This is a genomic window from Pedobacter steynii, assembly GCF_900103665.1.
Classification (GTDB): domain Bacteria; phylum Bacteroidota; class Bacteroidia; order Sphingobacteriales; family Sphingobacteriaceae; genus Pedobacter; species Pedobacter steynii.
Genome location: NZ_FNGY01000003.1, coordinates 622,358 through 646,883, shown reverse-complemented (window position 1 = coordinate 646,883; position 24,526 = coordinate 622,358). Strand labels below are relative to the sequence as shown.

Here is a 24,526-nt window from a genome sequence, read left to right as displayed (position 1 = left end):
GTTCCGGTTATTCGCAAAGAATTTGAAAAATATAATGATACGTATTGAGGTCAGTAAAATAGAGTTGAATTTTAAATTATTTAAGAAAATGTTAGGAAGGTTATCATTTGTGTTTTTCACTACGGCTGTGCTTGCTTGTCAGGCAGCGGCACCAAAAACGCAACCCCTTGTGGATGGAGTAAAGAATATTAAGCCAGATATACAGCAGCAATTCGTGATCAAAGAGGTGGTTGCATTGATTGAAAACTACAATTATAAAAAGATAAAGGTGAATGATTCGATCTCTTCCATCGTTTTGGATCAGTACATTAAAACCTTAGATCAGGGGAAAAATTATTTCCTGAGTTCAGATATCAAAGACTTCGAAAAGTACAGGTATCAGCTGGATGATGATTTTAAAAACGGAGATTTAACCGCTCCTTTTTACATTTACAACATGTACGCTAAAAGGCTGAATGAACGTCTTGACTATGCCGTAGCTCAGCTGAAAACAACGATGAATTTCGGTCAGAATGATACCTATGTTTACGACCGCTCAAAATTAGCCTGGCCTGCTTCAGCAATGGAATTAAATGACACCTGGAAAAAAAGGGTTAAATATGAACTGATCAATTTGAACCTTGCAGGTTCAGCACCGGCAAAAAGCATAGAAACGGTAAGCAAAAATTACCTGGATTTAAAAACTCAGGTTGCCAAGGTGAACAATCAGGACGTCTTTCAAATGCTGATGGATGCACTAACCGCCTCATTAGACCCGCACACGAATTATTTTAACGCCTCCAATGCGAAAGCTTTTAATGAGGAAATGTCGCGTTCAATAGTCGGCATTGGTGCCTTATTAATGATCGAGAACGAAGTGCCTAAAATCGTAAGTATTGTTCCCGGAGGTCCTGCAGCTAAAGGAAAGAAATTGAGTGCCGGCGACCGGATCGTGGCGGTAGCTCAGGGCGATGGGCCGTTTGAGAGTATCGTGGGCTGGCGCTTAGATGTAAGTATTTCCAAGATTAAAGGAGCTAAAGGAACAAAAGTCCGCCTCAAGGTCATTCCTGATGGCAGAGAATTGTCTTCTGAACCGGTAATCGTGGAATTGCTTCGTGAAAAAGTGATTCAGCAGGCACAGTCTGCACAGAAAAGTGTGAAAACAGTCCATAACAATGGAAAAGACTATAAAGTAGGTGTCATCTATGTTCCGGCCTTTTATCTTGATTTTGAGGCGGCAAGATCCGGAGATAAGAATTTTAAAAGTACCACACGCGATGTGAAATTACTGATCGATACCCTTAAAAATCAGGATAAGGTAGACGGGATCGTGATGGATTTGCGTGGAAATGGGGGCGGAGCTTTATTGGAAGCGGTTTCTTTAGCCGGCTTATTTATTGATAAAGGACCAATTGTTCAGGTGAAGAATTTAAGCGGTAAGACCAGGGTTGAAACCTTAAGCGGAAATGAGCTTTCCTGGACCGGGCCATTGGGTGTGATCGTAGACCGTTCCAGTGCTTCCTCTTCGGAAATTTTCACAGGAGTGATTCAGGATTATGACCGCGGTATTGTGATGGGAAGTCAGACTTACGGTAAGGGAACTGTGCAGTCTGTGATTGACTTAAACAGGCTGGTAAATCCTGAGGTGCTGAAAAAAATGGCAGGCTTAATCAACCAGGTTGATGCCAGTCAGAAGAAAGCAGCAAGCCCTGAAGCGATAAATCTGGGACAGATCAACCTGACCATGGATAAATATTACCGGATTACCGGAAGCAGTACACAGTTGAAAGGGGTGAACCCGGATGTGATGTTTCCTTCCAGATACCAGACGGATAAAATAGGCGAAAGCAGTCAGCCTTCTGCCTTATCCTGGGATGTGATCAATAGTGCTGGATTTCAGCCACTGAGCAACCTTTCTGCCATCAAGGCTGAACTGATCAAAAGAAGCGAAAAACGCATGGCGGAATCGTTATACTTCAAGTATTTCAAGCAAAACCTCGCCGATGCAAAAAAACGGAACAAGGAAAGGTCTGTGACTTTAAATGAAACTAAACTGAAGAAAGAGCGTGATGCACAAGAGGCCGAAAGCTTTACCAGAAGAAACGAGTTAAGAAGTTTCAGAGGCCTTCCTGCATTGAAAAAAGGGGATAAAGCAACTAAAGAGGACGCTTTTGATTTTATAGAAGATGAATCTGTTAAAGTAATGGCCGACTTCATGGGGCTTGCTGCTGCAAACAAAAAAGCATAACCCTGATGAAAGTATTAAGCGGCCTGCTTTTGTTAGGCCTGATGAGCTGTTTTAAAGCGGAAGGACAGCAGAATGGACCTTCATTAATCGTATTGGGGAATGTTCAGGATGGCGGATCTCCTCATATTGGCTGCACGAAGTCCTGCTGCAAAGAATTGTTTAGAAATCCGGATAAAACCAGGAAAGTTGCTTCCCTGGGGCTGATTGATCCGGAGTATAAATTGAACTGGCTGTTTGATCCGACACCGGATTTTCCTGCGCAGACAAAACTCCTGAAGAACCTTTCCTTATTCAGCAATAAGGAGGTTCCCGATGGAATTTTCATTACCCATGCGCATATTGGTCATTATACCGGTTTAATGTACCTGGGCAGGGAAGCCCTCAATGCTAAAAGTGTTCCTGTTTATGCCATGCCGAAAATGAAGCAGTTTTTGGAAAGCAGCGGGCCATGGAGCCAGTTGGTTGGCCTGAACAATATTCAGATCAGGCCTATCGAAGAAGCAAAGGAGATCATCCTTTCTCCCAATGTAAAGGTGAAGGCATTTAAGGTGCCGCACCGGGATGAGTATTCTGAAACTGTTGGGTACCTGATTGAAGGCCCTCATAAAAAAGCCTTGTTTATTCCGGATATCGACAAATGGTCGAAATGGGATAAAAGTATCGTTGAGGAAATAAAAAAAGTAGACTATGCGCTGATCGATGCAACCTTTTACGATGCAAAGGAAATCAACAACCGACCGATTTCAGAAATTCCGCACCCTTTTGTGGTGGAAAGCATGAAACTGTTTGAATCGCTTCCTAAATCCGAGAAAGATAAAATCTATTTCATCCACCTTAACCATACCAATCCCCTGCTGGACCCAAAAAGCCCGCAAACAAAAACTGTACTTAAGAATAGCTTTCACATTGCCAGGTTCAACCAGGTCCTGGAGCTTTAAGTTTTGAATCAATAACCAGTAAAGCAGCCGTTTTTTGTATTTGGGCTGGAAGTGGATCAATCGTCTTTTCTCCCTTTTTTATCCGGGCCGGAGCCGGAGGATTTGTATTCAAAGAACCTGCATGTACGCTGTCTGAGATCTGTTTTCCATTATCTTTAATAAAGGTGATATAAGCCTCCATGCGTTGATTAACATGTTCCGGGCCGATCACAATCACATCTTTACCATCGACTCTTTTTGCCCCGATGAGCTGGCAGCAAGTCTCTTTGATATCAGGGAAATAGATCACCAGCATTGTGCGGTCGGTGTGATACTCGCTTGCCGGACTGGCTGATATTTCCCAGTTAAAGGTAATCTCAGTCCCGTTTTGACTGATCGAGGGATTCACTGCCACAGGGAGCTTTCCTATGCTCATTAATACTTTGCTATAATCCAGACTGATGTTCGGATATACGCCCTGAATCGCATTCTTTTTATTGTAAGAAACTGCTTCATTGTACTCGTTTTTGTCCGTTCCGACAACTGCCAAACGAAACCCTGCCCGGATTGCATGAATGGAAGGCTTCAGGATCTCATTGACCACCTTCATCTTTTCGCAGTTTGCTTTCCTTGCCGGAGTAAGCGGTTTTTCAGTTCTGCCTATTGTTCTGATCACGTATTTCCCTTTCAGGGTATAGCCCACCAGGTTGCCGATTTTTCCATGGAATCCGCCAAATAAACCATTTCTTAAATGTCCCATTTTGATTTTTTTTAAGTGATTAATTAAATTGATTATTAGTAATTTACGAAATGTTTTTCATATCCGGTTCTTCTGCGTTCGCATAAAATTAACTGTTTTTTGATCTTGGAAACATCGTTTAAAGGTCCGGAGAACCAATGACCGACCTATCAACCACCTAATAAAAGTTAAATGAAAATCAATTGAAATGAAAGGTATTTGATACGGACTAAAAGCAGATGTTCATTGGGAAAATCATAAATGAAAGTCTTAACCTGGCTTAAGGTTTTTTCTTAATCTGGTTTATAGGTAATGTTCCCTTATTTCTCTCAACTTGGTGTTTAAAGACAACGTATAACAGTTAACCTTAATTTAACCGGAAATCAGAAACTTTTTTCTTTGGTTTCTGTTAAACTAAACACCAAATCTACCTTTAAAAACAAAACAATGAGTAACAAAAATCTAACAATTATCCTGGTTCATGGAGCATGGGGTGATGGATCACATTGGGGGCATGTTATTCCTGCCTTAACCAAAGAAGGTTACAAAGTAAGGGCAGTTCAAAACCCATTGACCTCCTTACAGGATGACATCAACAAAACCAAAGACCTGATTGATGCGCAGGAAGGCAACGTCCTGCTGGTTGGCCATTCCTATGGAGGCGCAGTGATCACGGGAGCTGGAAATCATGAAAAAGTAAAAGGCCTGGTGTATATCGCAGCCTTTGCTCCTGACGAAGGCGATAGCCTTGGCAGTATTTTTGGAAGAAGAGCCGCGCCTAAAGGTGCTGCAGGTATCTACCCGGATAGCAATGGTTTTTTATGGATTAAATATGATGAGTTTCATCAGTCTTTCTGTCAGGATTTGAAGGAAGATGAAGCATTGGTGATGTCATTAGCTCAAAAACCGATTCATGGAAGTGGATTCTCTGATCAAACCACTAAACCAGCATGGAAAAGTAAACCGAGTTGGTATCAGGTTTCAGATCACGACCATATGATTCCACCACAAACAGAACAGGAAATGGCGGAGCATATCAATGCGAAAAAAATTATTCATCTGGATGCAAGTCATGCTTCATTGGCTTCTCATCCTAAAGAGGTGACGGCATTGATATTAGAGGCTGCAGTTGCTGTGGGATAAATAAAAGGCTAACAGGTGATACTCCCGGTTTAATATGGCAATAAATGCGGTATTAAACCGGGAGTATTTTATTTTAGGGGGAAATAGAATCACATGGCAAATTTTACAAGAAGGATTTTTCTCAAATGTGCAGCGGTCGGCACAGCAGGTTTTTTGCTAAATGAGAATGCTGCATCTGGCCGCAGTCTGACGGAACTTTCCTTGCCTGAAAGGATGCTTCCTGCTCCCGTTAAGGGTGGCTTTTCCATGGATGATTATTGGGTTTGGGACCCTTCGGTGGTAAAGGGAGAAGATGGACTTTACCACATGTTCGCTCCGACAAATTTATTTGCGGCAACGGGAACAGGAGATCAGCCTTATCAACTGGACCGCTCATGGAATATGGTGATCCCATTGAAATAAATAATATATATCATGATATTTATATGTAAATATATCTTAACGTATGGATATGTTTTTTGAGCTTTCAGCGCATTGCTTTCGGCTGATCTGAACCAAGATAAAAAAGAGTGAAAAAAATAGTTAAATAAGTTTTGCAACTTTGTTGCAAATAGGTAACTTAGTCCTGTTGCAACCGGGGACAAGCCAAAAACCCGATACCATAGTAGGCATCATTCTTAAAATTATTACATATGAACAATTCAATGGATAAAATCAAGTTGAATCTTGAAGACCTGCAATTAGAGAGCTTTGTAACAAGCATTGATAGTGAAGTTGCCAAACGTTTATCGGGTGGTTTGGGTAACGTTTCAGAACCAACTCATACTGTACCTACAGATGATCATCATCCTACGGAACAGGTGATTTGTACTACAGTTCAGTGCTAATTCAAAACTAAATAAACAAGGGGGCAGATTTCTGATTCCCCTTGTTTATACTTTAATACTGATTATTCCAACCCTGATCAGAGATCTGATTTGTGAGATCAGTCTCTGCTTTAGCGCATCGAGGGCTGAAGTCCGTTGATCATTTTCTATAAAGCCATTTAGAATAACTCTAATCAGTTTGTTACCCTTGATGGCTTCTCTGCCCAGCGGGCTGATCACTAATTTTGGTAGCTGACCAATATAAATCGTATTCAGCCCGGATTCTTCAGCGAGAAATAATACGGCCTGGTCAGATTCTTTTAATTCCATGATTGCTCTCCATCCCGGAGTGATCAGGTGAAAGGTCACATGGTCAGCCAATTTCATCTTAAGATCCAACAATTCTTCATCGCTGAACAATGACAACTGCTCATATTGATTTCTTATGAATTCATTTTTCTTTGCATAGCATAAATAACCCTTGTGTGCTTTCCAGCAATTGGTTCTTTGGTGTTCGAAATTAAAGACCTCCATGATGTTCCGGTCTTTGGCATCTTGTAAAGTATTAATTTTCTGATTTAAAACGTCTTCAAATTCGCAGAGATCTTCTGCATAAAAATGTGCTGTAAAATCAGGTTCAGACCAGTCCAGTAATTGAATGGTTTTAGGGTAATACTGAAAAAAGATGCCCTGGCGTATGCGCTTTTTGTCAGGACCAATATCGACCATCGTGCCGGCCGTGTTTAGTGGTAAATCCGGATAAACAGCACTGGTCATCTCCGGATTTAAAAGCTGCAAAAGCATATAACCGATTCCTGCTTTGCCAGATAAGAGTCCGTAGTCAAATGGACCGGAGGAAACATAGGAATTGTAACTGTTTTTTTGCTCGTATAGATGTTTTGCCTGCCTGGCGACAGCGTATAGTTGTTCGTTAAAATCGTATCCTCTGAGTTCCTGAAATTTTAAAAGAAAAGGGATCATGCCAGCGTAACCACTGCATAAACTAAAATCAGTTCTGTCCATTTTTTCTATATCCGACAAGCACCTGTTTAAGGCTGTTTTACATTGATCAAGATACATTGGATTTCCAGTGATTTGCCAGGCGTACAATCGGGCTAATCCAATTCCGGCGGCACCATGTGCCCAGGAATTGACCTTTCTCATCTCCGGTAAAAACAGATTAAGGTCCCATCTATGAGCGTCAGGTAAACTTAACCGATAACTTCCCAGACGGAGGTCCAGCCAGTTATCTGATTCCTCGTGAAAATATTGCATTTCATATAGCAAAGCTTGTTCTGCAAGATGAATCAGGCCCTCATTTTTAAAGTAATTCCCCACCTGCATCAGGGAATAGGCTATGCCGGAGGCCCCATGAGAAAAGCCTGTAAGGCTATCAAAGGCAGATTTGGAACGATCATAGTCCCATTTTAATCCGGTTTCAGAAATTCTTGCTTCGGTAATTACTCTAGTGATCATCTGCCGGATCATGGTTAGAATTACATCGGATTGAAGGTGATGATAAAGTAAGGTAATGACAAACAGGCTTCCGGAATATCCACTTAAAAAATCCGCTTTTACGGTATTGTTAATGATATTCTCCTCATTGATTCGGATTAAACGAAATGCGGTATTCAGGTAACTTTTTTTTCCGCTTAATTCATAGAGCCGGATGCAGGCATACATAACACCACTTATACCCGTATAAAAACCAAACGAACGGGCTTTTAAGACTTCCTCAGACTTCAGTGCTTTACGTATAATGTCTTCTGCCGTTTTCAGGTCTTCTTTTCTTCCGGAGTATTCAAAAAGTGCCATAAAATATAAGGCAATTCCACTACTTCCGTTAAAAATGTCGATCGTTTCTTTGAAGGAGAACTGACCGGCGCTTGTATAATAAGGGCTTGGCCAATAGAGGCCGGTATCATCTCTGATTGCAGCAGAAAGCAAGTCGTTGTTAAGGCGATGAACCTGTTCTCTGATTTTTTCAGTTTGTTTAGGATCAAATGATGGCATATAAAATGAATGGGATTTAAGCATTTGCAATATAATCCAAGGCTCGTCGGAGGCAATAAACTCCATATGCCTCTTCATAATTGGAGATGCCCAGCCGGTTGTTGTTCATGTGCATCATACTGTTGACAATCTCGTTTAATTTGGCTTCTTCAAATCCTGCTGCAGAATAGTTTTTCATGATTTTTAGGTTCTCCTGTAGAAAACGACTGACTTTTTCCGGTGCAGTATCCCCGGTAAGAGATTCCCAGAAGTGCTGTGAAGCAGGTAGAATTTGTGATTTTGCCCGATCAAAAGCAGATTCAAACTGCTTTAACCACAGCCCTTTTTCGAGTGCAGGATCTTTTGCAGGATCATACAATCTGGGTAACCAGCCATCAATAAAGAGGTCACAAAGCCTGAGCAATCTCGGAAACATCCATTGGCTAGCAGCTAATAACATCAGGTGTATACTTAATGCCTGAACCAATACGGAGGATCCGTCTTTCCGGGAATTGATCCAGTCTAAAATGAAAACGGATGAGCTGCAGAAATGTGCTTCTGCCCAGGGCATACTTTGCTGATTTCCATAGCGATTTATCTCCGGTTCATAACTGGTGTACGTCAGCTCATGACCCGGAGATTCTGACGCTGTTTCCGGACCGGTATGGAGCATCGGACCCGGGTATTGCGAAAAAAATGCATTGACGCTGTTGCTAATCTCTGCAGATAACATTTCCTGTTTTTCAGGATCCACTTTCATCCTTAATCTGATGTGACTTCCATTTTCCCAGTATCGGATAAAGAAGTAAGCCCCATCTGATTCATTTTTGAAAAATCTATTGATAAAGGGATGGATCAATTGTTGAAGCATCAAATCCAGATTTCCCGGATAATATATATGTATCGCAAACCACTTACTTTTCATAGTTTAATATTTATACCAATGTAGCAGGTATTCTTTAACAGGTTCAGATGGGCTTTCAGTTGGGAGTTCCGGCAGCATTTCTTCTACGACCACATAATCGCCCGCCCTGGCCAGCAGACGTTTGAACAATTCGATGAGTAAGGGTTGTTCAAATGAAATAAACTGAGGTTTATAATCATCATTAAATCCTTCTTTTTTTGCGTCCTTCTGAAGCGAGGGTTTGATGAAGAAAGATTTTTTTCTTAAAAACAAGAAGATATTGACTGGAAGTTCATGCCCGAGACGCCAGTCATTAATCCTGATGAAATAGTCGTAATCTGGTTCTGATGGTTGTTGGACTGGTATGGAGTCCGTCTTTATACGCCATGTTTTTCTTCGGATGATGACCGTTTTTTCATAAGTGATTCTGGGGAGGGAGAGAATTTCTCCAACCTGTTCTTCTTCAGGCCCCAGATAGTGAGCATCTACCAGGCTGATAAATTGTGGAAAAAATACCTTTTCTTCTTCGTTAAAGTGGGCCATTAGCTGGTAAAGATTGGAACGATTATAAAATGACTCCAGACATAGGTCATAAGTGTAAATATCTTTTTCTCTATAGCTAAGTTTAAGAAAGTTGGTTTTTTCATTAAAGCTGACCATCAAGTCGTCAATTTGTATTTGCTGATGTTCCGGATAGCTTTTGTTCCCTCCGGGTAAGGCCAATTCATGGTCAAGTAAGGAGGGATGTATATTGGCATTAAAACTCGAAGCATCATTGATTTCTGCTTTGAGTATTCCCGGATGAAGTTGCGAGTTATAACGTAGAAAATCAGTACTAAGCTCAGGAGAGAACAGAGGCAGGAACCGGCCGCTTACTTTACCCATTCCGGGAAGAACAGAATTGATGACTCCGAAAATAACATCCTGACTTTCTTCACGAGCATCCTGCTTTTTTAAATAAAACTGGACAAAAAGTGCCCTGGAATATTGAGTTTCTGCTATTTTGCAGGTAGATAAAGGTTCAAAAAAATGATGATCAAGGTGGATGGAATCCGGCTTATTCAGCGTTAAATCTGCCAATTTCAGACTGAGGGCCGTTACCCATTCACCCGAATTTTTGGTAGACAATGTTGCTGCATTTTCTTTCTCGGGCTTTTTTATATGAAAGTAATAAGCATGGTAAAAATCTGCGACTTTTACTTTCGTATTTTCAGGATAGTGTTCCCGGAAAAAAGAGGTCATTTTCTGACGTTCGGTTTTTAACAAATCCATCGGGCTCAGGTGACTCAGCAGCTGATCGGCCTTTTTTGTGAAATCTGTGATCAGGGCTTTCTCTAAAAATTCAGGTTCTGTGGTATAACAATCTTCGTAAAACAGCTGTCTGCCAGAAAAACGGTACGATTTGAAATTGAGAATTTCAAATGCTGCATTGGGATTGGATTCTGAAACCTGATCCATTTCTTTTTGAGGGCTGGTTAACCCGGCCGAATGCGCTAATGCTTTTAAAACTGTATCAAGCTGGTGTTCCGCAGCCCGGAGTATTGAGCCTCGTTCAGCAGTATTTCCCTTCGAATAGCTGGATTTGTATTGCTGTAATTGTTCAAAAAGGCCAATTAGCTGTTGGGTGTCAGCGTCTTGAGGTGTCGTTTTCAGGAGAAATTTCAATAGTTCTTCATCCCATTTAGGGTTGATGCCTGAAGTTTCCATACTTAGTTCCAGTAATCCAGCAGAAATGAGTTTAAAAAGATAGGTTTTTATTAGGTCCGCACTGGCATTTTCTACAGACTCTGACACTTTATCTATTAACTGAATCAAGGTTGGTGCTTGTTTTTCTTTCCTGAGATAATGAAAGATCAGAAGTTGTAATCCTGTTGCAGGCAATTGCTGAAAGGATTCTATATTGTTAAAATTGATCAGGAAATGGATCTTTTCTACTTTGATTGTAGCAGTCTCGTTGAGCCTGACAGTCATGAGTTCATTGATCCGGGGATGATGAACCAATACAGATTTTAGATATTCAAACAGTTTGTTGTTCAGCCTGATTTTATGGTCAATGGTTTTGGAAAATAGCTCCTGTTTCCGGGGTTGCTTCCCAGACAACTGCATGATTCCGGTATAGGTAAAAGTACTAAAAGGCGAAGTTTTGAAACACATTCTGGTTAGGTAACGTAGCAAACTAAAACTTATCCTGTGCTCTTTTTGACGAAATGCCTCTGGTTCTCTGTTTTGATATCCGGGCAATTGCTCCAATAAAACCGGGCTGGATAAGAGTAGTCCATTTTGCAGGGAAGGAGCAAAGGCCAGCTGTTGAAGCTTTCTGTATTGCCCTGTCAGCTGACGTTGAAAGTTTGTTCGGTTAGCATCGTGGAAATTCACGATAGACTGCTCCAAAAAGAGATAGCTTTTTAATTCTAACGCGAGTGCAACAGGAAGTAAGCCCATTGATTCGTCCAGCTTTTGAATCGCTATTTTTTTGTTGTTATAGATCTGTCGTTTCAGGTTAATCAGAATTTGTCTGTTTTCATCGGTTGTCTGTGCGGTAATTAAGTCGTATAATCCATCACAGATCAATAGCTTCAGTCTTGCTTTTTCGCGAAGGATGTATTGGTGTTTTTGCAGGATTTCGGTTGCTCCTTTCAGCTTAAAATCATCAAAGGTCCGGTAATCCATACCAGCATATCTGACTAAAGAATGTGGAAATATCTGAATGCTCATTTTTATTCTGGTTTTATTTTGAAATGGATTATTTACTGAGTTCTAATTGATTTTTAATGAGGTGGTAATAGCTGCCCTTAAGTTGAATCAGCTCCTGATGTGTGCCTTTTTCTACGAGCGCTCCCTGATTCAGGACCACTATCTGATCTGCGTTTTTTACGGTGCTTAGCCTATGGGCAACAATCAATACAGTTTTGCCTTTAAAGAATTCATTCAGGTTATTGACGATGGACAATTCATTATGGGCATCCAGGGAATTGGTGGCTTCGTCGAGAAAGACATAAGATGGATTTCTATAGATCAGTCTGGCAATCAGGAGCCGCTGTTTTTGTCCTTCACTTAATCCATACCCATCTCTTCCAACTACAGTCTGGTAACCGAAAGGCATGGAACTGAAGAAATCATGCATGTTCGCCATTCTGGCTACTTCATGAAGCCGTTTTTCATCTTTGACAATTGCGCCTGCATAGATGTTATTGGCAATGGTATCCATAAAAATATAGCCATCCTGCATCACTACACCACAGGATGCCCTCCAGGCTTTGGCATGAAGCTGAGCTAAAGATTGGTCTCCAACGGTGATGGAGCCTTTATTAATCTCATAAAATTTCAGTAAGAGTTTAATGAGGGTTGTTTTGCCGCTTCCACTCATGCCTACGATGGCGGTAACTTTTCCTGCGGGAATAAACAGGTCTACGTTTTTTAGGACAAACGGTGCCTGAGGGTTCCCATATTGAAAGCTGAGTTGCTTTAGTATGATGTCCCGGGGACCTGAAGGGACATACTGATCTTTGAGCTCAAAATCTTCCGGGATTTCCTGATGAACTTCTGCCATACGTTGCAGACTGAATTTTGTATTCTGGGAGACCCTGGCAAATTCTATCAATTGTGTGATCGGGGTATTGAGCTGTCCGCAGATATAAGTAATGGCCAGCATTCCACCTAAAGTGACCTGTTCATTGATGACCAGCATGGCAGCAGCATAAGTGATGAAAACATTTTTGACCTCATTAATGAAGTATCCAATACCTTGCATCAGCTGATCAAGTTGTAGGGCTTCCAGCTTCAGATCGTAAGAACGGTCTTGTAAACCTTCCCATAATTGTTGTTTTTCTTTTTCACTGCCCGTCAGTTTAATCTCCTGCATGGCATAAAAAATCTCCAGCAAAAGCTGTTGATTGGCAGAGAGCACTTTGAATTTCTTCTGGTCGATGATTTTTCTTTTTTGCTTAAATGAATTGGACCATAAGACACTGAGTGTTGCCCCAGCGAGGAAAATCAGAAAAATTTGCCAGTTGTAGTACCATAATACTCCACCCAGGACAAGGAGGGTGATCAGGGAGAGGATAAAGCTGATTAGTGAATTGGTCAGGAATTCTTCCACACGCTGGTTATCATTCACCCTTTGCATATTGTCGCCCGCCTGCCGGTTGTCAAAAAAGGAAAAAGGCAATTGCATCAGCTTCGCAAGAAACTCTTTTAACAGCGTAATACTCGTTCGGGCTCCCAGCCTGAATAAAAGACGGGCACGAAGGAAATCCATGAGCATTCGTCCGGAAAACAACATGAGCTGGCCGATGCAGATCAGAAAAAGAAGATTGGTGTTTTTTCCGTTTATCCCTTTATCAACAATCAGTTGGGTCAGTAATGGAATGATTAAAGAGAAAACACTGGCAAGAATCAGGCTAAGACCGATGGGAATTAAACTTTTGCGATGTAATTTGAGGTAGGGGAGCAATGACCATAAAGAAGCGGATTGTTCAGGAACGTTTTGTTGCTCCTGAAAGTCAGGAGTGGTTTCCAGAAGCAAAACCCTGCCTATATCACTACCTTCTTCTATCCGCCAGGAATGGAGGAAATCACTGGTTTTGATCTTCAGCTTGCTGGTCATTGCAGGATCTGATAACCAGGCGTATTTATCAGTAATATGGTATAAAACCACGTAATGTTCTTTTTCCCAGTGAAGGATGCAGGGAAGGGGTACCTTGTTCCGCAGTTGCAGGTAAGGTAATTCTGCGGCAAGTGTCTTAAAGCCCAGTGACTTCGAAGCTGAAATCATACTGGCCATGGTGGTTCCCTGTTTTCCGAGGTTGCATAATTTCCGGAAATGTGACAAAGGGAAAGTCTTTCCATAATACTCCGTAATGATCTTCAGGCAGACAGGCCCGCAGTCCATTGCATCTGGTTGTTTGTGAAAAGGAAACTTCCTGCCGAAAGAAAAAAAAGAGTACATATACAAAAGGTATTAAATACAACACTGTTGCAAATATGATAATTATAATGCAACTTTGATGCAATTAATTTATGTAAATGTCTTTGAACTTATTCCCTACATTACGGACGATAGTCCGGAAAGAATTCCAGCTGGCTTACCGGGACCGCATCATGAGTACATTGGCGGTCATCGTTTATACTTTGTTTGTAGTAAGTGGTTTACTCACTGTTTTTCAATATCAGCAGGATCAGCAAAGCCGGGAGTTTTCCAATGCGAAGTTTCGCGATCAGTTTAAAGCCCAGCATACCAATCCACATGATGCCGCCCATTTCGGGACTGTTCTTTTTAAGCCATTAAATCTGATCAGTGCATTTGATCCGGGATTAAATGATTACTTCGGTACCACCTATCGGGTAGAGGCACATGTGCAGCATGAGGTTGATTACAGCAATGCAGAAAGTAATGATGCCCTGATGCGTTTCGGTTCTTTTACGCTGGCCATGATCATGCAATTGCTCATTCCTTTATTGTTGCTGTTTATCAGTTCCTCATCCCTGACTTTTGAAAAGGAATCGGGTACGTTTAAAATGTTGATGGCTCAAGGACTAAAACCAGTTCAGCTCGTATGGGGGAAGGTTTTTGCCAATTACCTTTTTGTGATCCTGCTGGTTCTGCCCATTTTTACAGTAGTGTTGCTCTTCCTGTTTTTTGTACCTTCAGGAACAGCGTTAATCGGCCGGTTTCTCATCATTGTTGCCGGATATTTGTTGTTCTATCTGCTCCTGACTTTAACAGGGGTCCTTGTATCCGTATTGAGCAGGCGCTCAGCAACTGCGATTATGGTGATTTTAAGCCTGTGGCTTCTTAGCTGTGTCTTGTTGCCTAAAATAGCAACAGGAATGGCGGATAAACGCTATCCTTTAATGTCAAGGGCCGCCTTCAAGGACCATATCAGGGCAGGTTTTTTAAAAGGTATTAATGGTGATCCACCTTATCAGGAAAGAGCCGAAAATTACCTGAATGCCTTACTGAAAAAATATAAAGCAGCTATCGCCAGTCAGTTGCCAGTGAATGCGGATGGCTTAATCCTGCAGTACAATGAAGATTACCAGAATAAGGTGTTTGATCATTACTATGCGGAGTTGGAATATACCTTTAACCAGCAGCAATCTTTTCTGAATAATGCAGGGTTACTGAACCCTTTTATCAGTTTGAAACGGCTCTCTATGGCCATGTCGGGGACAGATTTTTTCCACCATCAGAATTTCTTTATGCAGGCAAAAAAATACCGGAACGGATTGATCCGGGAGTTAAATCTGGAACTGGCAAATCATCCTCAGAAAGGTCAGCAGGCTTACATTGCAAGTCCGGAATTTTTCCGGCAGCTGAAGGATTTTCAGTATGATTTCCCTTCTCTTTCCAAGGTTGCCGGGATGCAGAAAACGGGAATAATTTCCATCTGCTGCTGGGTATTGCTGCTCTCCCTGTCTTTACACTTCGTTTCGAAATCTTCACTGTTTTAGGATATGCCATTACTTAAATTAATTTTCAGCTTTGAATGGCGGCAATTTCTTCGTCAGCCTGCTCAGCTACTGATTCTTATCTTCTTCCTGTTGATGGGCTTTTATAGCCTGAGTACAGGACATCACTTTGTCGGACAACAACTTTCAGGACTGGATACCTTGGTTCAAAACCAAAAATCTCATTTTCAGGAGCTGCTTGGGCGTTTTGATGCAGACACGAGTACCAGCAAAGGAAAGACATTGGCTGCGCAGGCAGGATTACCTCAGGTGATTGAATACCGGGCATCGCCAATTGCTACCAATCCACCAAAGGGATTGGCTTTAATGGCGATCGGTCAACGCGATATTCTTCCTTATTTTGACATCATTAACAGTAAACGGGATATCCTTACTCCGCCCAATGCAGAGATCGCCAATCCGGAGAAACTGGCTTCAGGAAATTTTGATTTTTCTTTTGTACTGATCTATTTATTTCCGCTATTGATCATTACCCTTTGCTATGATCTGCATGCCAAAGAAAAGGAGCAACAGACAGACCGTTTGTTAAATGTGCAAAGCGGGGACCTCAACCGGATTCTGTTTCATAAACTGCTGTTTCGTTTGTTAATGGTTTGCATGCTTGGCTGGAGCCTGAGCACGATTGGTTTTTTATTGCATCCAAGGGGGACTTTATTGTCAGGAGCTGATGTGCTCCTTTGGTTTTTCGTGCTGACCACTTATCTTTTATTCTGGTTTTCTATCTGCTGGCTGGTCGTGGTTTTACGCAAATCTTCCCGTATCAACTCCCTGACTTTGCTGGGGATCTGGTTGCTGCTGACTTTAATTCTGCCGGCTGTTATGAATAAACTGGCCGCATTGAAATATCCTATGCCTTTACGAACTGAACTGGTTTCCCATCAAAGAGAAACGATGCTGGATACCTGGGAAATGCCCATTAAGGAGTTGCTGGTTCATTTTTACCGCAATAACCCGCAGTATCTACCCTTAAAACAATCATCGGATACCGCCCAATATGGAAACAAAAGATTTGTGGCTTACTATGACCTGCTTGGCAGACGGATGAACGAAAATGTAAAAAAATACCATGCCGGAGCAAGGGCACATAATTCCTGGTTAAGCAAAACGGCCTGGTTAAATCCTGTCGCTCAAATGCAAAGTCTGATCAATGCAACCGCCCAGACTGATTTAAGGGATTATCTCTTTTACCAGCAACAAGCAGGAGACTTTCAAAACCGTTGGGTGAAACTGATGAACAGCTATCTCCTGGCCAATAAAAAATTAAGCCGTAAAGAGGTGATGAACCTACCCGTTTTTCAGCTTGCAGAGGATGAAACAAGAATTAGCCGGATTTTAACTAATACCATACCCCTTTGGTTGGCGATTGCCCTGGTTTTATGGATGGCAAGAAAAAAAAGCATACTCAAATAACCCATACATAAATGAAAAAAATAATTTACTTAACCTTCCTCTATTTGATCTATCAGCCCCTGAGTTACGGACAGAAGAGCGATACTGCTTCCCGTGTTCAGAAAGTCAACAAGTTAAAGGAGGTCAATGTGGTGAAACAGAGGGTGGTCAGGCTACGCCCAGAGACCCTTACCAATACCTTGAAATTACTGCAACCTCTATTGCAGACTCCCCAGAGTATCATCAGCATTCCCTCTTCACTGCTACAACAACAAGGTGGTTTGGAGCTTAGAGATGCTGCGAGAAACGTCAGCGGTGTTTATTTTGCACTCAACAGCACTCCTTTTGACAATTCTGCTACCGCTCAGATCCGGGGATTTAATGCTTTTTCCACTTACAATGGCATGTCACGCCGCTTCAGTTATGGCGCTTTGATCGACGATGAATCGCTGGTCGAAAGCATAGAATTTGTGAAAGGCCCCGCAGGGTTTTTAAATTCCTATGGAGAACCCGGAGGATCGATAAACATTTCCACCAAGACACCTGGTCAGAAACTATTGAATGTGGTGGTCAATGGCGGAAGTTTTAACTTCTTCCGGACATCAGTTGATATTGGCTCTGAGGTTAAGAAAAAAGGTTTTTCTTACCGTTTCAATACCACTTATCAGCACAGGGATTCTTATCTGAATGATCTGCGTACGGATAAATATGTGATCGCACCTGTATTGCAATACAACTTTAGCCCCAACACCTTTGTATTGGCAGAGTATAATCTGGTAAGAGGGGAAAGTCAATATGGATCGTCTCTTGATAAAGTACGAAGTGAAGCAGATAAACTCAGCGGGCCAATCGGCATTAATTACAGTGCAGGAAATGGACTGCCAATCAGCTATGCACAAAATCAAACCGGCAGAATTTATGCGGTTCATAAATTTAACAAAGACTGGCAGCTGACTTCGCAGTCGTCTTATTTATTGGCTCCCTACTCCAGTTGGAACATGACTTCCAAAGGGAGTAAGGTGTATTTCAGACCGGATGGAATGACGGAGAGAAGGTCAAGCCGGAGCATGGGGTCAGGAAAAACATTTTCATCCCAATTGTTCGCAAGTGGTAAAATCAGGACTGGCCCAATTCGTCATCAGTTATTATTTGGCGCCGAATATACGAACAGCAGAGACTCCTTGTCACTGAATAATGGCAAAATCGAATTCCCTTACGCTTTAGCAAATCCTTCAAATTTTGTAGATCCCGATCAGGCCCGTCAAACGACACGCCTGACCAGAATCACCAACAATACTTTTTTAAAATCTGCTTTTGCCTACGACAATATTCAACTGCATAAGCAGCTGTTGTTAACGATCGGTGCGAGGTATACCTGGTTTACAAATGAGAAAATAACCACCAATGCGAGAGGAGTGGTTCCTGTTAAACAACACCAGAATGCCCTTTCTCCACGTGCAGCGCTAACTTACCTGATCGATAGCTCCACTACTGCTTTCTTTTTGTATGATCAGTCTTTTGTTCCGCAAACCGGCCAGAAAGCGATTGTCAATGCCGCAAGAGAAGTGATTGGTGCGGAACCTTTGGATCCTCAGAGGGGAAAAAATCTGGAGATCGGCCTGAAACGGAATTGGTTTAATTCCCGTTTGTATACCACTTTAACAGGTTTTCATACCATCAGAATTAATACTGCAGCCAACGATGAAGTGAATGCTGGCTATAGGATACAGTTTGGAGAGGTGACCAGCAAGGGCATAGAACTGGATATTATCGGTAACATCACCGATCAACTTTCATTGGTCACGAATTATACTTTTGTAAAAGCGGTCATTACCAAAGATAAAAATCCCGAACGTCTGGATAAACAAATGCCGCAGACACCGCAACAGATCTTCAATACCTGGATACAGTATAAGTTCCCTTTAAGGAATCTGGCGAGTCTGAACCTGAGTCTGGGACAAACCACAATCATCAAACGGAGCACTTCAGATAAAGACCAGTTCATCCCTGATTACACCAAATTTGATGCAGGAATCAGTTATGTTCAGGATAAATATTTTTTCCGTATGATCGCCGATAACCTGACGGGGAAACGTTATATGTCATCAGGTGATATCATTTCGAGTTTTCCTTATGAAGGACGTAATTTCTATTATATAGATGGAGATCCCTTTAATGTGAAATTATCTGTAGGTATAAAATTTTAATCTGAACCAGATGATGTTACAAGCAATAGAACTGACTAAAAAATATGGGGGTCAAACGGCTCTTGACCGATTGAACCTGAGTGTTGAACCTGGCGAAGTATTCTGTCTGTTAGGACAAAATGGAGCCGGCAAAACCACCACTATCAATCTGTTTCTGGGATTTACAGCAGCAAGTTCCGGGCAGGCTTTGGTGAACGGGGTATTGGTATCTCCAAATCAGGCAGACACCAAACGGTTTCTGGCCTATATTCCGGAAGTGGTCATGTTGTATGCCAACCTGACGAGTCTGGAAAACCTGGATTTCTTTAGCAGGATTGCTGGATTTCAGTATAAAAGAGCAGAGCTTGAACAGTATTTGCTTCAGGCAGGTTTACAGCCGGAAGCTTTTCATAAACGGGTAGGGAATTATAGCAAAGGGATGCGGCAGAAAGTAGGCATTGCCATTGCCGTGGCAAAAAATGCAGGGGTAATCCTGATGGATGAGCCGACGAGTGGATTGGATCCTAAAGCCACCCATGAATTCAGCGAAATTGTGAAACAACTTTCAGCATCCGGGAAAACGGTGTTTATGGCTACCCATGATATTTTTAATGCTGTAAATGTTGGAACGAGGATCGGAATTATGCGTCAGGGCGCATTGGTTCATACCTTAAATGCAAAAGACATTTCTGCCGGAGATCTGCAGAAATTGTATTTGGAAACGATTTGAGACCGGACCGCAGGTTAAAATCTACCCGAACTAAACTGCCTTTCCATTTGGAGAGGCAGTTTAGTTTTACTTAAGTGCTACATCACGAGATCCATGTTTTGAATCAGCTTATTTTGAGGCTGACCTTAACCGGTAGCTGATCCCGGCATTGACATATATATTGCCATTTAATTTATTTGTCGGCGTGCTTTTAAACATGTTCTTAATGCCACCTTCTTTGAGCTGGAAATTCCTGATGAACAGGTATCCGCCACCCAATGTGAAATCAAAACGTTTACTTTTCCATTTTCCTTCCAGCCCCAGCGGAAGTTCCATATAGTTGAGGTACCGCCTTTTGGGATTCATTTTGTTCTGAACATCATAACTGATATTCCTGTACCTTAATGCCAGCTTTACTTCCATTGCTTTATTCACTTCGTAAGCTGCGCTGACTTCGGTAGGCAGGTCTATTTTGAACTTAAATTTCCCATCTGTTCTTAGCTGAAAGATCACCGCAGGCAGAATAAGGGGGGCATTGGTGGCATTGGCGACAAAGACACCGAAGCCATAGGAAAACTTAGGGCTTTGGTTTTTAATAAAAATCAACCCTCCGCTAACAAACAGATCGTGGATATCGAATTTCTTCAGGTCGGTATTTACGCCCAGCTGGATCAATTTTACCATTCCCCATTTATTGCCTATAGAACGGTAATTGACAACTGCGAACTGTGTACTGAACAAACGATGAGGCATCAGGTCATTTTCATTCAATGGTTTGCCCAGTTGAGTATAACTTCCGTCGACCATTGCTGTCCAGCTGTTGATCTTTCTGGTCAGGGTATCGACTTTGTTGGAGATGATGAAACTATAGCCCAGATCAATTCGCCGCTGAGTCTTTTCAGTATTTTCTAAGGATCCATCCTTTTGTATGTATTTACTTCCCGGAACATAGGTCGTATTGATGTCAATGGTATTTACTGGTGTAAGCTGGGCAAAAACATTTTTTCCTGATAAGATGAGGAGGATCATCAGCAGCTTCTTCATTAAGGATTTTTCTTTATACATGTTGTGCTTTGATGGAGTTGAGGAACAGGAATACTTTTAGCATTTTCTGACCTGTTCAGGTATGTGACAACAGGTTTCCCTTTTACCCCTATCCGGGGCTGATGTTTATTATGAAAGCTGGCTGCGGATCTGCCTCGATCCTGTAAAGCAAGACCCGGGAGATAGAGTGCTTCGTGTTTTAGAAGTAAGGATAGTGTATCTTTTACAAGATAACTACCTGATAATAAATTGATTTTAATAGTGTTGGTTTAACCGGAATGTGATATTTTTGATACAATCTACAACCAAATTTATGAACATTAAGAAAGTACTGATTGCCAATCGGGGCGAAATCGCAATCCGTATTGAACGGGCATGCAGTGAACTGAACATCCAGACCGTGGCAGTTTATACTTATGAAGACAGGTATTCCCTCCACCGGTACAAGGCCGACGAAGCTTACCAGATCGGGGCCGATCATGAACCTTTAAAACCTTATCTCGACATTAAAGGGATGATTGCTATGGCAAAATATTGCGGAGCAGATGCCATACATCCCGGATATGGGTTTTTATCGGAAAATGAGGATTTTGCTGCGCAGTGTGCAGAGAACGGAATTGTCTTTATCGGTCCCAGACCGGATGTGATGCGGGCGCTGGGGGATAAGGTAACGGCAAAAAAAGTAGCGAAAACCGCGGGTTTGCCGATTATTGAAAGCAATGAGGTCGAACTCAATACCATTGAACTCGCTTTAAGCGAAGCCAACCGGATTGGTTATCCTTTAATGATTAAAGCGGCTTCCGGCGGTGGCGGACGTGGAATGCGCATTGTACAAAACGACGATCAGCTGAAAAAGAGTTTCTTTGAAGCCAGGAGTGAGGCGAAGAATGCTTTTGGTGATGATACAGTCTTTCTGGAGAAATTTATCAACAGGCCGAGACATATCGAGGTACAGATCGTAGCAGATAACTATTCGGAGGTGGTTCATTTGTTTGAACGTGACTGCTCCGTACAGCGTCGTTTTCAAAAAGTCGTGGAAGTGGCACCTTCGCTCAATTTAAGTCAGCAGACCAGAGATCAGCTGTATCATTATGCCACCTCGATTGCAAAAGCCGTAAAATATAATAATGTAGGGACGGTTGAATTCTTAATTGACGAACAGGAGCATATTTATTTTATCGAGGTAAATCCCCGGATTCAGGTGGAGCATACGGTAACCGAAATGGTGACCGGGATTGACCTCATCAAAACCCAGTTGTTTATTGCAGACGGTTATCACCTTGCCGATGCAGAAATTGGGATTAAAAATCAGGAAGCGATCCGTTGCAATGGTTTTGCCATGCAATGCCGCATCACGACAGAAGATCCTGCGGACAACTTTAAGCCGGATTATGGCACTTTAATTACCTATAGAAATGCCACTGGATTTGGCATCAGACTGGATGAAGGGAGTACCTATCCGGGGATGAAAATCAGTCCGTTTTTTGATTCCATGCTGGTAAAAGTAAGTACCAGCGGACATACGCTGGACGATGCGGCCAGGAAAATGCACCGGGCACTGAGAGAATTCAGGATTCGTGGGGTAAAAAATAATGTCCAGTTTCTGGAAAGTCTGATCAGCCATCCCATTTTTGTACAGGGAAAGGCGACCGTTAATTTTATTCAGGAACATCCGGAACTTTTTGAATCGAAAAGGAGGCTGGATCGTGGAACGAGGATTCTCACTTATCTGGGTGAAGTTTCTGTAAACGGGAATCCGGATGTACGTGAGGTAGATGAAAATAAACGGTTTGAAAAGCCAGTCGTGCCGGTGGCAGATCAGGTCGATTATCCAAAAGGAACCAAAGATCTGTTGACAGAACTGGGGCCGGAAGGATTCTCGAAATGGCTGAAAGCAGAAAAGAAAATACACTATACGGACACGACTTTCCGGGATGCCCATCAATCTTTACTGGCCACCAGGATGCGTACCTACGATATGCTCAAAGTGGCAGAAGGATTTGCCAAACAACATGCCCAAACCTTTAGTATGGAAGCCTGGGGTGGGGCAACCTTTGATGTCTGCCTGCGCTTTTTAAATGAGGATCCCTGGAGACGCCTGGAAAAATTGCGTGCTGCCATGCCCAATATTTTAATTCAAATGCTCATCCGTGGTTGTAATGGAGTGGGCTATGCGGCCTATCCCGATAACCTGATTGAATCTTTCGTCGAGAAGAGCTGGGAAAAAGGCGTAGATATTTTCAGGATCTTTGATTCCTTAAACTGGATGGAAAACATTGCGCCCTGCATTGACATGGTGCGCAAAAAGACAAATGGCCTGGCCGAGGGTTCACTTTGTTATACCGGTGATATTCTGGATCCGAAACGCAGTAAGTACAACCTGGAATATTATTTGAAGATGGCCAAAGACCTGGAAAATGCAGGAAGCCATATTTTAGGGGTTAAGGACATGTCGGGTTTGCTGAAGCCTTATGCCGCTAAAATTTTAATTGAAGCCCTTAAAGACACGGTTAAAATCCCGATTCATTTACATACACACGATACCTCTTCCTTACAGCCTGCCACTTATCTGATGGCCATTGAAGCAGGAGTCGATGTGATTGATTGTGCGTTGGGCGCCTTATCCGGCAGTACTGCACAGCCGAACTTTAATGCCATTGTGGAAATGATGCGCTTTCATGAGCGTGAAAACCCTTATGACATCAAATCTTTAAATGCCTATTCGAATTATTGGGAAACCGTAAGGGAATATTATTATCCTTTTGAATCCGGATTAAAAGCCAGCTCGGCTGAAGTGTTTGAACATGAAATTCCGGGCGGACAATATTCCAATTTAAAACCTCAGGCGATTGCACTTGGATTGGGGGATAAGTTTGAGCTGATTAAACAGCGTTATGCCGATGTCAATACCATGTTTGGGGACATTGTGAAGGTGACGCCGAGTTCTAAAGTGGTGGGTGATATGGCCCAGTTTATGGTGGCCAACGACATTAGCCCTGAAGACGTTTTTGCCAGAGGGGAACAGCTTGCTTTTCCGGAATCTGTGGTTTCCTTCTTTATGGGAGAGATCGGTCAGCCTACGGGTGGTTTTCCTGTAGCCTTACAACAGATCCTGTTGAAAGGCAAGACGCCTTTTACCGACCGTCCGAACAAACACCTGGAACCGCTGCATCTGGAAGCAGAATTTGAAGCCTTTAAGCTGGAGTTTGGAGATGATTTGAGCTATACCATGTACCTGGCTTATAAGTTTTATCCTAAAGTAACGGCAGAAGCGATAAGGGTATTCCGGTTGTATGGCGATGTATCTGTCATCCCTACACAGTACTTCTTTTATGGAATGAAGCCGGGAGAAGAAACCACGATAGAAATTGCGAGGGGTAAAACCCTGCTGATTCGTCTGCTTTCCATTGGTCCGGCCGATGACAAAGGGATGCGTACGGTTTTCTTTAAGCTGAACGGGCAGACCCGCAATATCGAAATTCAGGATAAAGCGGTTAAGGTGACGACTGCTGAAAACCGTAAGGTAGACAAGCTGAATCCGGCACATATTGGTTCCCCTTTGCAAGGCTTATTGTCGAAGGTTTTCGTTAAAGCAGGAGATGTGGTGAAGAAAAATCAACCGATGTTCATGATTGAAGCGATGAAAATGGAGTCCAATATTGCGGCAATAGCCGATTGTGTGGTGAAATCAATTGTGCTGAAGGAAGGTACGATTGTGAATACGGACGATCTGGTGCTTGAAGTTTAAAGGCAATCTCTGTTTAATACCAATTTGGAATTTATCAGCGGACAGACTGCGCTGGAAAGTGCTGGTTTTGAGACTACGGATGATGCCCTGCATGTCTTTATAGATTCAGGTATTTCTGATGCCCGTTCTTTTCCTGTTGCAGCTGGCCTTGCCGGCGATTCAGGAAGAATACGAGCGGAAACAAAAAAAAAAATTAATTTGACACTGCCATAGGGTTGTCAGTGTCGTATATTTAATTTGTAGTACAAAAC

General features: G+C 42.3%; 17 protein-coding genes. 11 read left to right on the top strand and 6 right to left on the bottom strand.

Going from position 1 to position 24,526, the window contains the following annotated elements; translation table 11 throughout:
• Window positions 1-88 precede the first annotated feature (88 nt).
• Together BLQ87_RS10945 and BLQ87_RS10940 are read left to right on the top strand one after the other, a co-directional pair.
• Window positions 89-2,227 carry a carboxy terminal-processing peptidase gene (locus BLQ87_RS10945; RefSeq protein ID WP_245723838.1) on the top strand — a complete coding sequence of 713 codons (2,139 nt, stop codon included), beginning with the start codon at window positions 89-91 and terminating at the stop codon, window positions 2,225-2,227.
• Between the two features lie 5 nt (window positions 2,228-2,232).
• Window positions 2,233-3,165, top strand: coding sequence for an MBL fold metallo-hydrolase (locus tag BLQ87_RS10940; protein WP_074606391.1), 933 nt, complete (start codon window positions 2,233-2,235; stop codon window positions 3,163-3,165).
• Here BLQ87_RS10940 and BLQ87_RS10935 read toward each other — a convergent pair.
• The gene (locus BLQ87_RS10935) at window positions 3,143-3,904 is read right to left on the bottom strand and encodes a DUF6266 family protein (RefSeq protein WP_074606388.1); all 762 of its coding nucleotides are present in this window, start codon (window positions 3,902-3,904) and stop codon (window positions 3,143-3,145) included. The two genes, BLQ87_RS10940 and BLQ87_RS10935, sit on opposite strands and share 23 nt — an antisense overlap.
• Window positions 3,905-4,330: 426 nt before the next feature.
• On the opposite strand from BLQ87_RS10935, the gene BLQ87_RS10930 reads away from it, so the two are divergent.
• From BLQ87_RS10930 to BLQ87_RS10920, 3 genes are all read left to right on the top strand, one after another.
• On the top strand, window positions 4,331-5,026 hold the full coding sequence (locus BLQ87_RS10930) for an alpha/beta hydrolase (RefSeq protein ID WP_074606386.1): 696 nt from the start codon (window positions 4,331-4,333) through the stop codon (window positions 5,024-5,026).
• Between the two features lie 93 nt (window positions 5,027-5,119).
• Window positions 5,120-5,428 (top strand): hypothetical protein, encoded by a 309-nt coding sequence (locus tag BLQ87_RS33970; RefSeq protein ID WP_074606384.1) that lies wholly within the window; start codon window positions 5,120-5,122, stop codon window positions 5,426-5,428.
• A gap of 230 nt (window positions 5,429-5,658) precedes the next feature.
• A complete protein-coding gene (locus BLQ87_RS10920) occupies window positions 5,659-5,853 on the top strand; it encodes a pinensin family lanthipeptide (RefSeq protein ID WP_073233356.1) in 195 nt (64 codons plus the stop codon).
• A 45-nt stretch (window positions 5,854-5,898) separates the two neighbouring features.
• Here BLQ87_RS10920 and BLQ87_RS10915 read toward each other — a convergent pair whose 3' ends face one another.
• Genes BLQ87_RS10915 through BLQ87_RS10900 form a run of 4 tightly spaced genes read right to left on the bottom strand, consistent with a single transcriptional unit; the run spans window position 5,899 to window position 13,676 of the window.
• Window positions 5,899-7,845 carry a lanthionine synthetase LanC family protein gene (locus BLQ87_RS10915; protein WP_172664751.1) on the bottom strand — a complete coding sequence of 649 codons (1,947 nt, stop codon included), beginning with the start codon at window positions 7,843-7,845 and terminating at the stop codon, window positions 5,899-5,901.
• A 16-nt stretch (window positions 7,846-7,861) separates the two neighbouring features.
• Entirely contained in the window at window positions 7,862-8,749 is an 888-nt protein-coding gene (locus BLQ87_RS10910) for a thiopeptide-type bacteriocin biosynthesis protein (RefSeq protein ID WP_074606380.1), read from the bottom strand.
• A 3-nt stretch (window positions 8,750-8,752) separates the two neighbouring features.
• Window positions 8,753-11,443, bottom strand: a complete 2,691-nt coding sequence (locus BLQ87_RS10905) for a lantibiotic dehydratase (protein ID WP_074606377.1) — start codon at window positions 11,441-11,443, stop codon at window positions 8,753-8,755.
• 28 nt (window positions 11,444-11,471) lie between these two features.
• The gene (locus BLQ87_RS10900; RefSeq protein WP_074606375.1) at window positions 11,472-13,676 is read right to left on the bottom strand and encodes a peptidase domain-containing ABC transporter; all 2,205 of its coding nucleotides are present in this window, start codon (window positions 13,674-13,676) and stop codon (window positions 11,472-11,474) included.
• 77 nt (window positions 13,677-13,753) lie between these two features.
• Between BLQ87_RS10900 and BLQ87_RS10895 the strand changes: the two genes are divergently transcribed.
• The 4 genes from BLQ87_RS10895 to BLQ87_RS10880 are packed head-to-tail and all read left to right on the top strand — an operon-like array spanning window position 13,754 to window position 19,504.
• A complete protein-coding gene (locus tag BLQ87_RS10895; RefSeq protein ID WP_074606373.1) occupies window positions 13,754-15,181 on the top strand; it encodes a DUF3526 domain-containing protein in 1,428 nt (475 codons plus the stop codon).
• A 3-nt stretch (window positions 15,182-15,184) separates the two neighbouring features.
• On the top strand, window positions 15,185-16,609 hold the full coding sequence (locus tag BLQ87_RS10890; RefSeq protein ID WP_074606371.1) for a DUF3526 domain-containing protein: 1,425 nt from the start codon (window positions 15,185-15,187) through the stop codon (window positions 16,607-16,609).
• An 11-nt stretch (window positions 16,610-16,620) separates the two neighbouring features.
• Window positions 16,621-18,795, top strand: coding sequence for a TonB-dependent siderophore receptor (locus BLQ87_RS10885; protein WP_074606369.1), 2,175 nt, complete (start codon window positions 16,621-16,623; stop codon window positions 18,793-18,795).
• A gap of 10 nt (window positions 18,796-18,805) precedes the next feature.
• Entirely contained in the window at window positions 18,806-19,504 is a 699-nt protein-coding gene (locus BLQ87_RS10880) for an ABC transporter ATP-binding protein (RefSeq protein WP_216857748.1), read from the top strand.
• A gap of 108 nt (window positions 19,505-19,612) precedes the next feature.
• Here the strand turns inward: BLQ87_RS10880 and BLQ87_RS10875 are convergent, their stop codons facing one another.
• Entirely contained in the window at window positions 19,613-20,527 is a 915-nt protein-coding gene (locus tag BLQ87_RS10875) for a DUF6268 family outer membrane beta-barrel protein (protein ID WP_143010408.1), read from the bottom strand.
• A 313-nt stretch (window positions 20,528-20,840) separates the two neighbouring features.
• Between BLQ87_RS10875 and BLQ87_RS10870 the strand changes: the two genes are divergently transcribed.
• Both BLQ87_RS10870 and BLQ87_RS10865 read left to right on the top strand, forming a co-directional pair.
• Window positions 20,841-24,275 (top strand): pyruvate carboxylase, encoded by a 3,435-nt coding sequence (locus BLQ87_RS10870; RefSeq protein WP_074606364.1) that lies wholly within the window; start codon window positions 20,841-20,843, stop codon window positions 24,273-24,275.
• 24 nt (window positions 24,276-24,299) lie between these two features.
• The gene (locus tag BLQ87_RS10865) at window positions 24,300-24,488 is read left to right on the top strand and encodes a hypothetical protein (RefSeq protein WP_074606362.1); all 189 of its coding nucleotides are present in this window, start codon (window positions 24,300-24,302) and stop codon (window positions 24,486-24,488) included.
• Window positions 24,489-24,526 lie beyond the last annotated feature (38 nt).

Excerpts from the sequence above, each read along its gene's own strand:
- BLQ87_RS10885 (WP_074606369.1), top strand. The coding sequence starts at position 16,621 with ATGAAAAAAATAATTTACTTAACCTTCCTCTATTTGATCTATCAGCCC.
- BLQ87_RS10930 (WP_074606386.1), top strand. The coding sequence starts at position 4,331 with ATGAGTAACAAAAATCTAACAATTATCCTGGTTCATGGAGCATGGGGT.
- BLQ87_RS10915 (WP_172664751.1), bottom strand. The coding sequence starts at position 7,845 with ATGCCATCATTTGATCCTAAACAAACTGAAAAAATCAGAGAACAGGTT.
- BLQ87_RS10890 (WP_074606371.1), top strand. The coding sequence starts at position 15,185 with ATGCCATTACTTAAATTAATTTTCAGCTTTGAATGGCGGCAATTTCTT.
- BLQ87_RS10905 (WP_074606377.1), bottom strand. The coding sequence starts at position 11,443 with ATGAGCATTCAGATATTTCCACATTCTTTAGTCAGATATGCTGGTATG.
- BLQ87_RS10900 (WP_074606375.1), bottom strand. The coding sequence starts at position 13,676 with ATGTACTCTTTTTTTTCTTTCGGCAGGAAGTTTCCTTTTCACAAACAA.
- BLQ87_RS10945 (WP_245723838.1), top strand. The coding sequence starts at position 89 with ATGTTAGGAAGGTTATCATTTGTGTTTTTCACTACGGCTGTGCTTGCT.
- BLQ87_RS10935 (WP_074606388.1), bottom strand. The coding sequence starts at position 3,904 with ATGGGACATTTAAGAAATGGTTTATTTGGCGGATTCCATGGAAAAATC.
- BLQ87_RS10870 (WP_074606364.1), top strand. The coding sequence starts at position 20,841 with ATGAACATTAAGAAAGTACTGATTGCCAATCGGGGCGAAATCGCAATC.
- BLQ87_RS33970 (WP_074606384.1), top strand. The coding sequence starts at position 5,120 with ATGGCAAATTTTACAAGAAGGATTTTTCTCAAATGTGCAGCGGTCGGC.
- BLQ87_RS10940 (WP_074606391.1), top strand. The coding sequence starts at position 2,233 with ATGAAAGTATTAAGCGGCCTGCTTTTGTTAGGCCTGATGAGCTGTTTT.
- BLQ87_RS10895 (WP_074606373.1), top strand. The coding sequence starts at position 13,754 with ATGTCTTTGAACTTATTCCCTACATTACGGACGATAGTCCGGAAAGAA.
- BLQ87_RS10875 (WP_143010408.1), bottom strand. The coding sequence starts at position 20,527 with ATGAAGAAGCTGCTGATGATCCTCCTCATCTTATCAGGAAAAAATGTT.
- BLQ87_RS10910 (WP_074606380.1), bottom strand. The coding sequence starts at position 8,749 with ATGAAAAGTAAGTGGTTTGCGATACATATATATTATCCGGGAAATCTG.
- BLQ87_RS10880 (WP_216857748.1), top strand. The coding sequence starts at position 18,806 with ATGATGTTACAAGCAATAGAACTGACTAAAAAATATGGGGGTCAAACG.
- BLQ87_RS10920 (WP_073233356.1), top strand. The coding sequence starts at position 5,659 with ATGAACAATTCAATGGATAAAATCAAGTTGAATCTTGAAGACCTGCAA.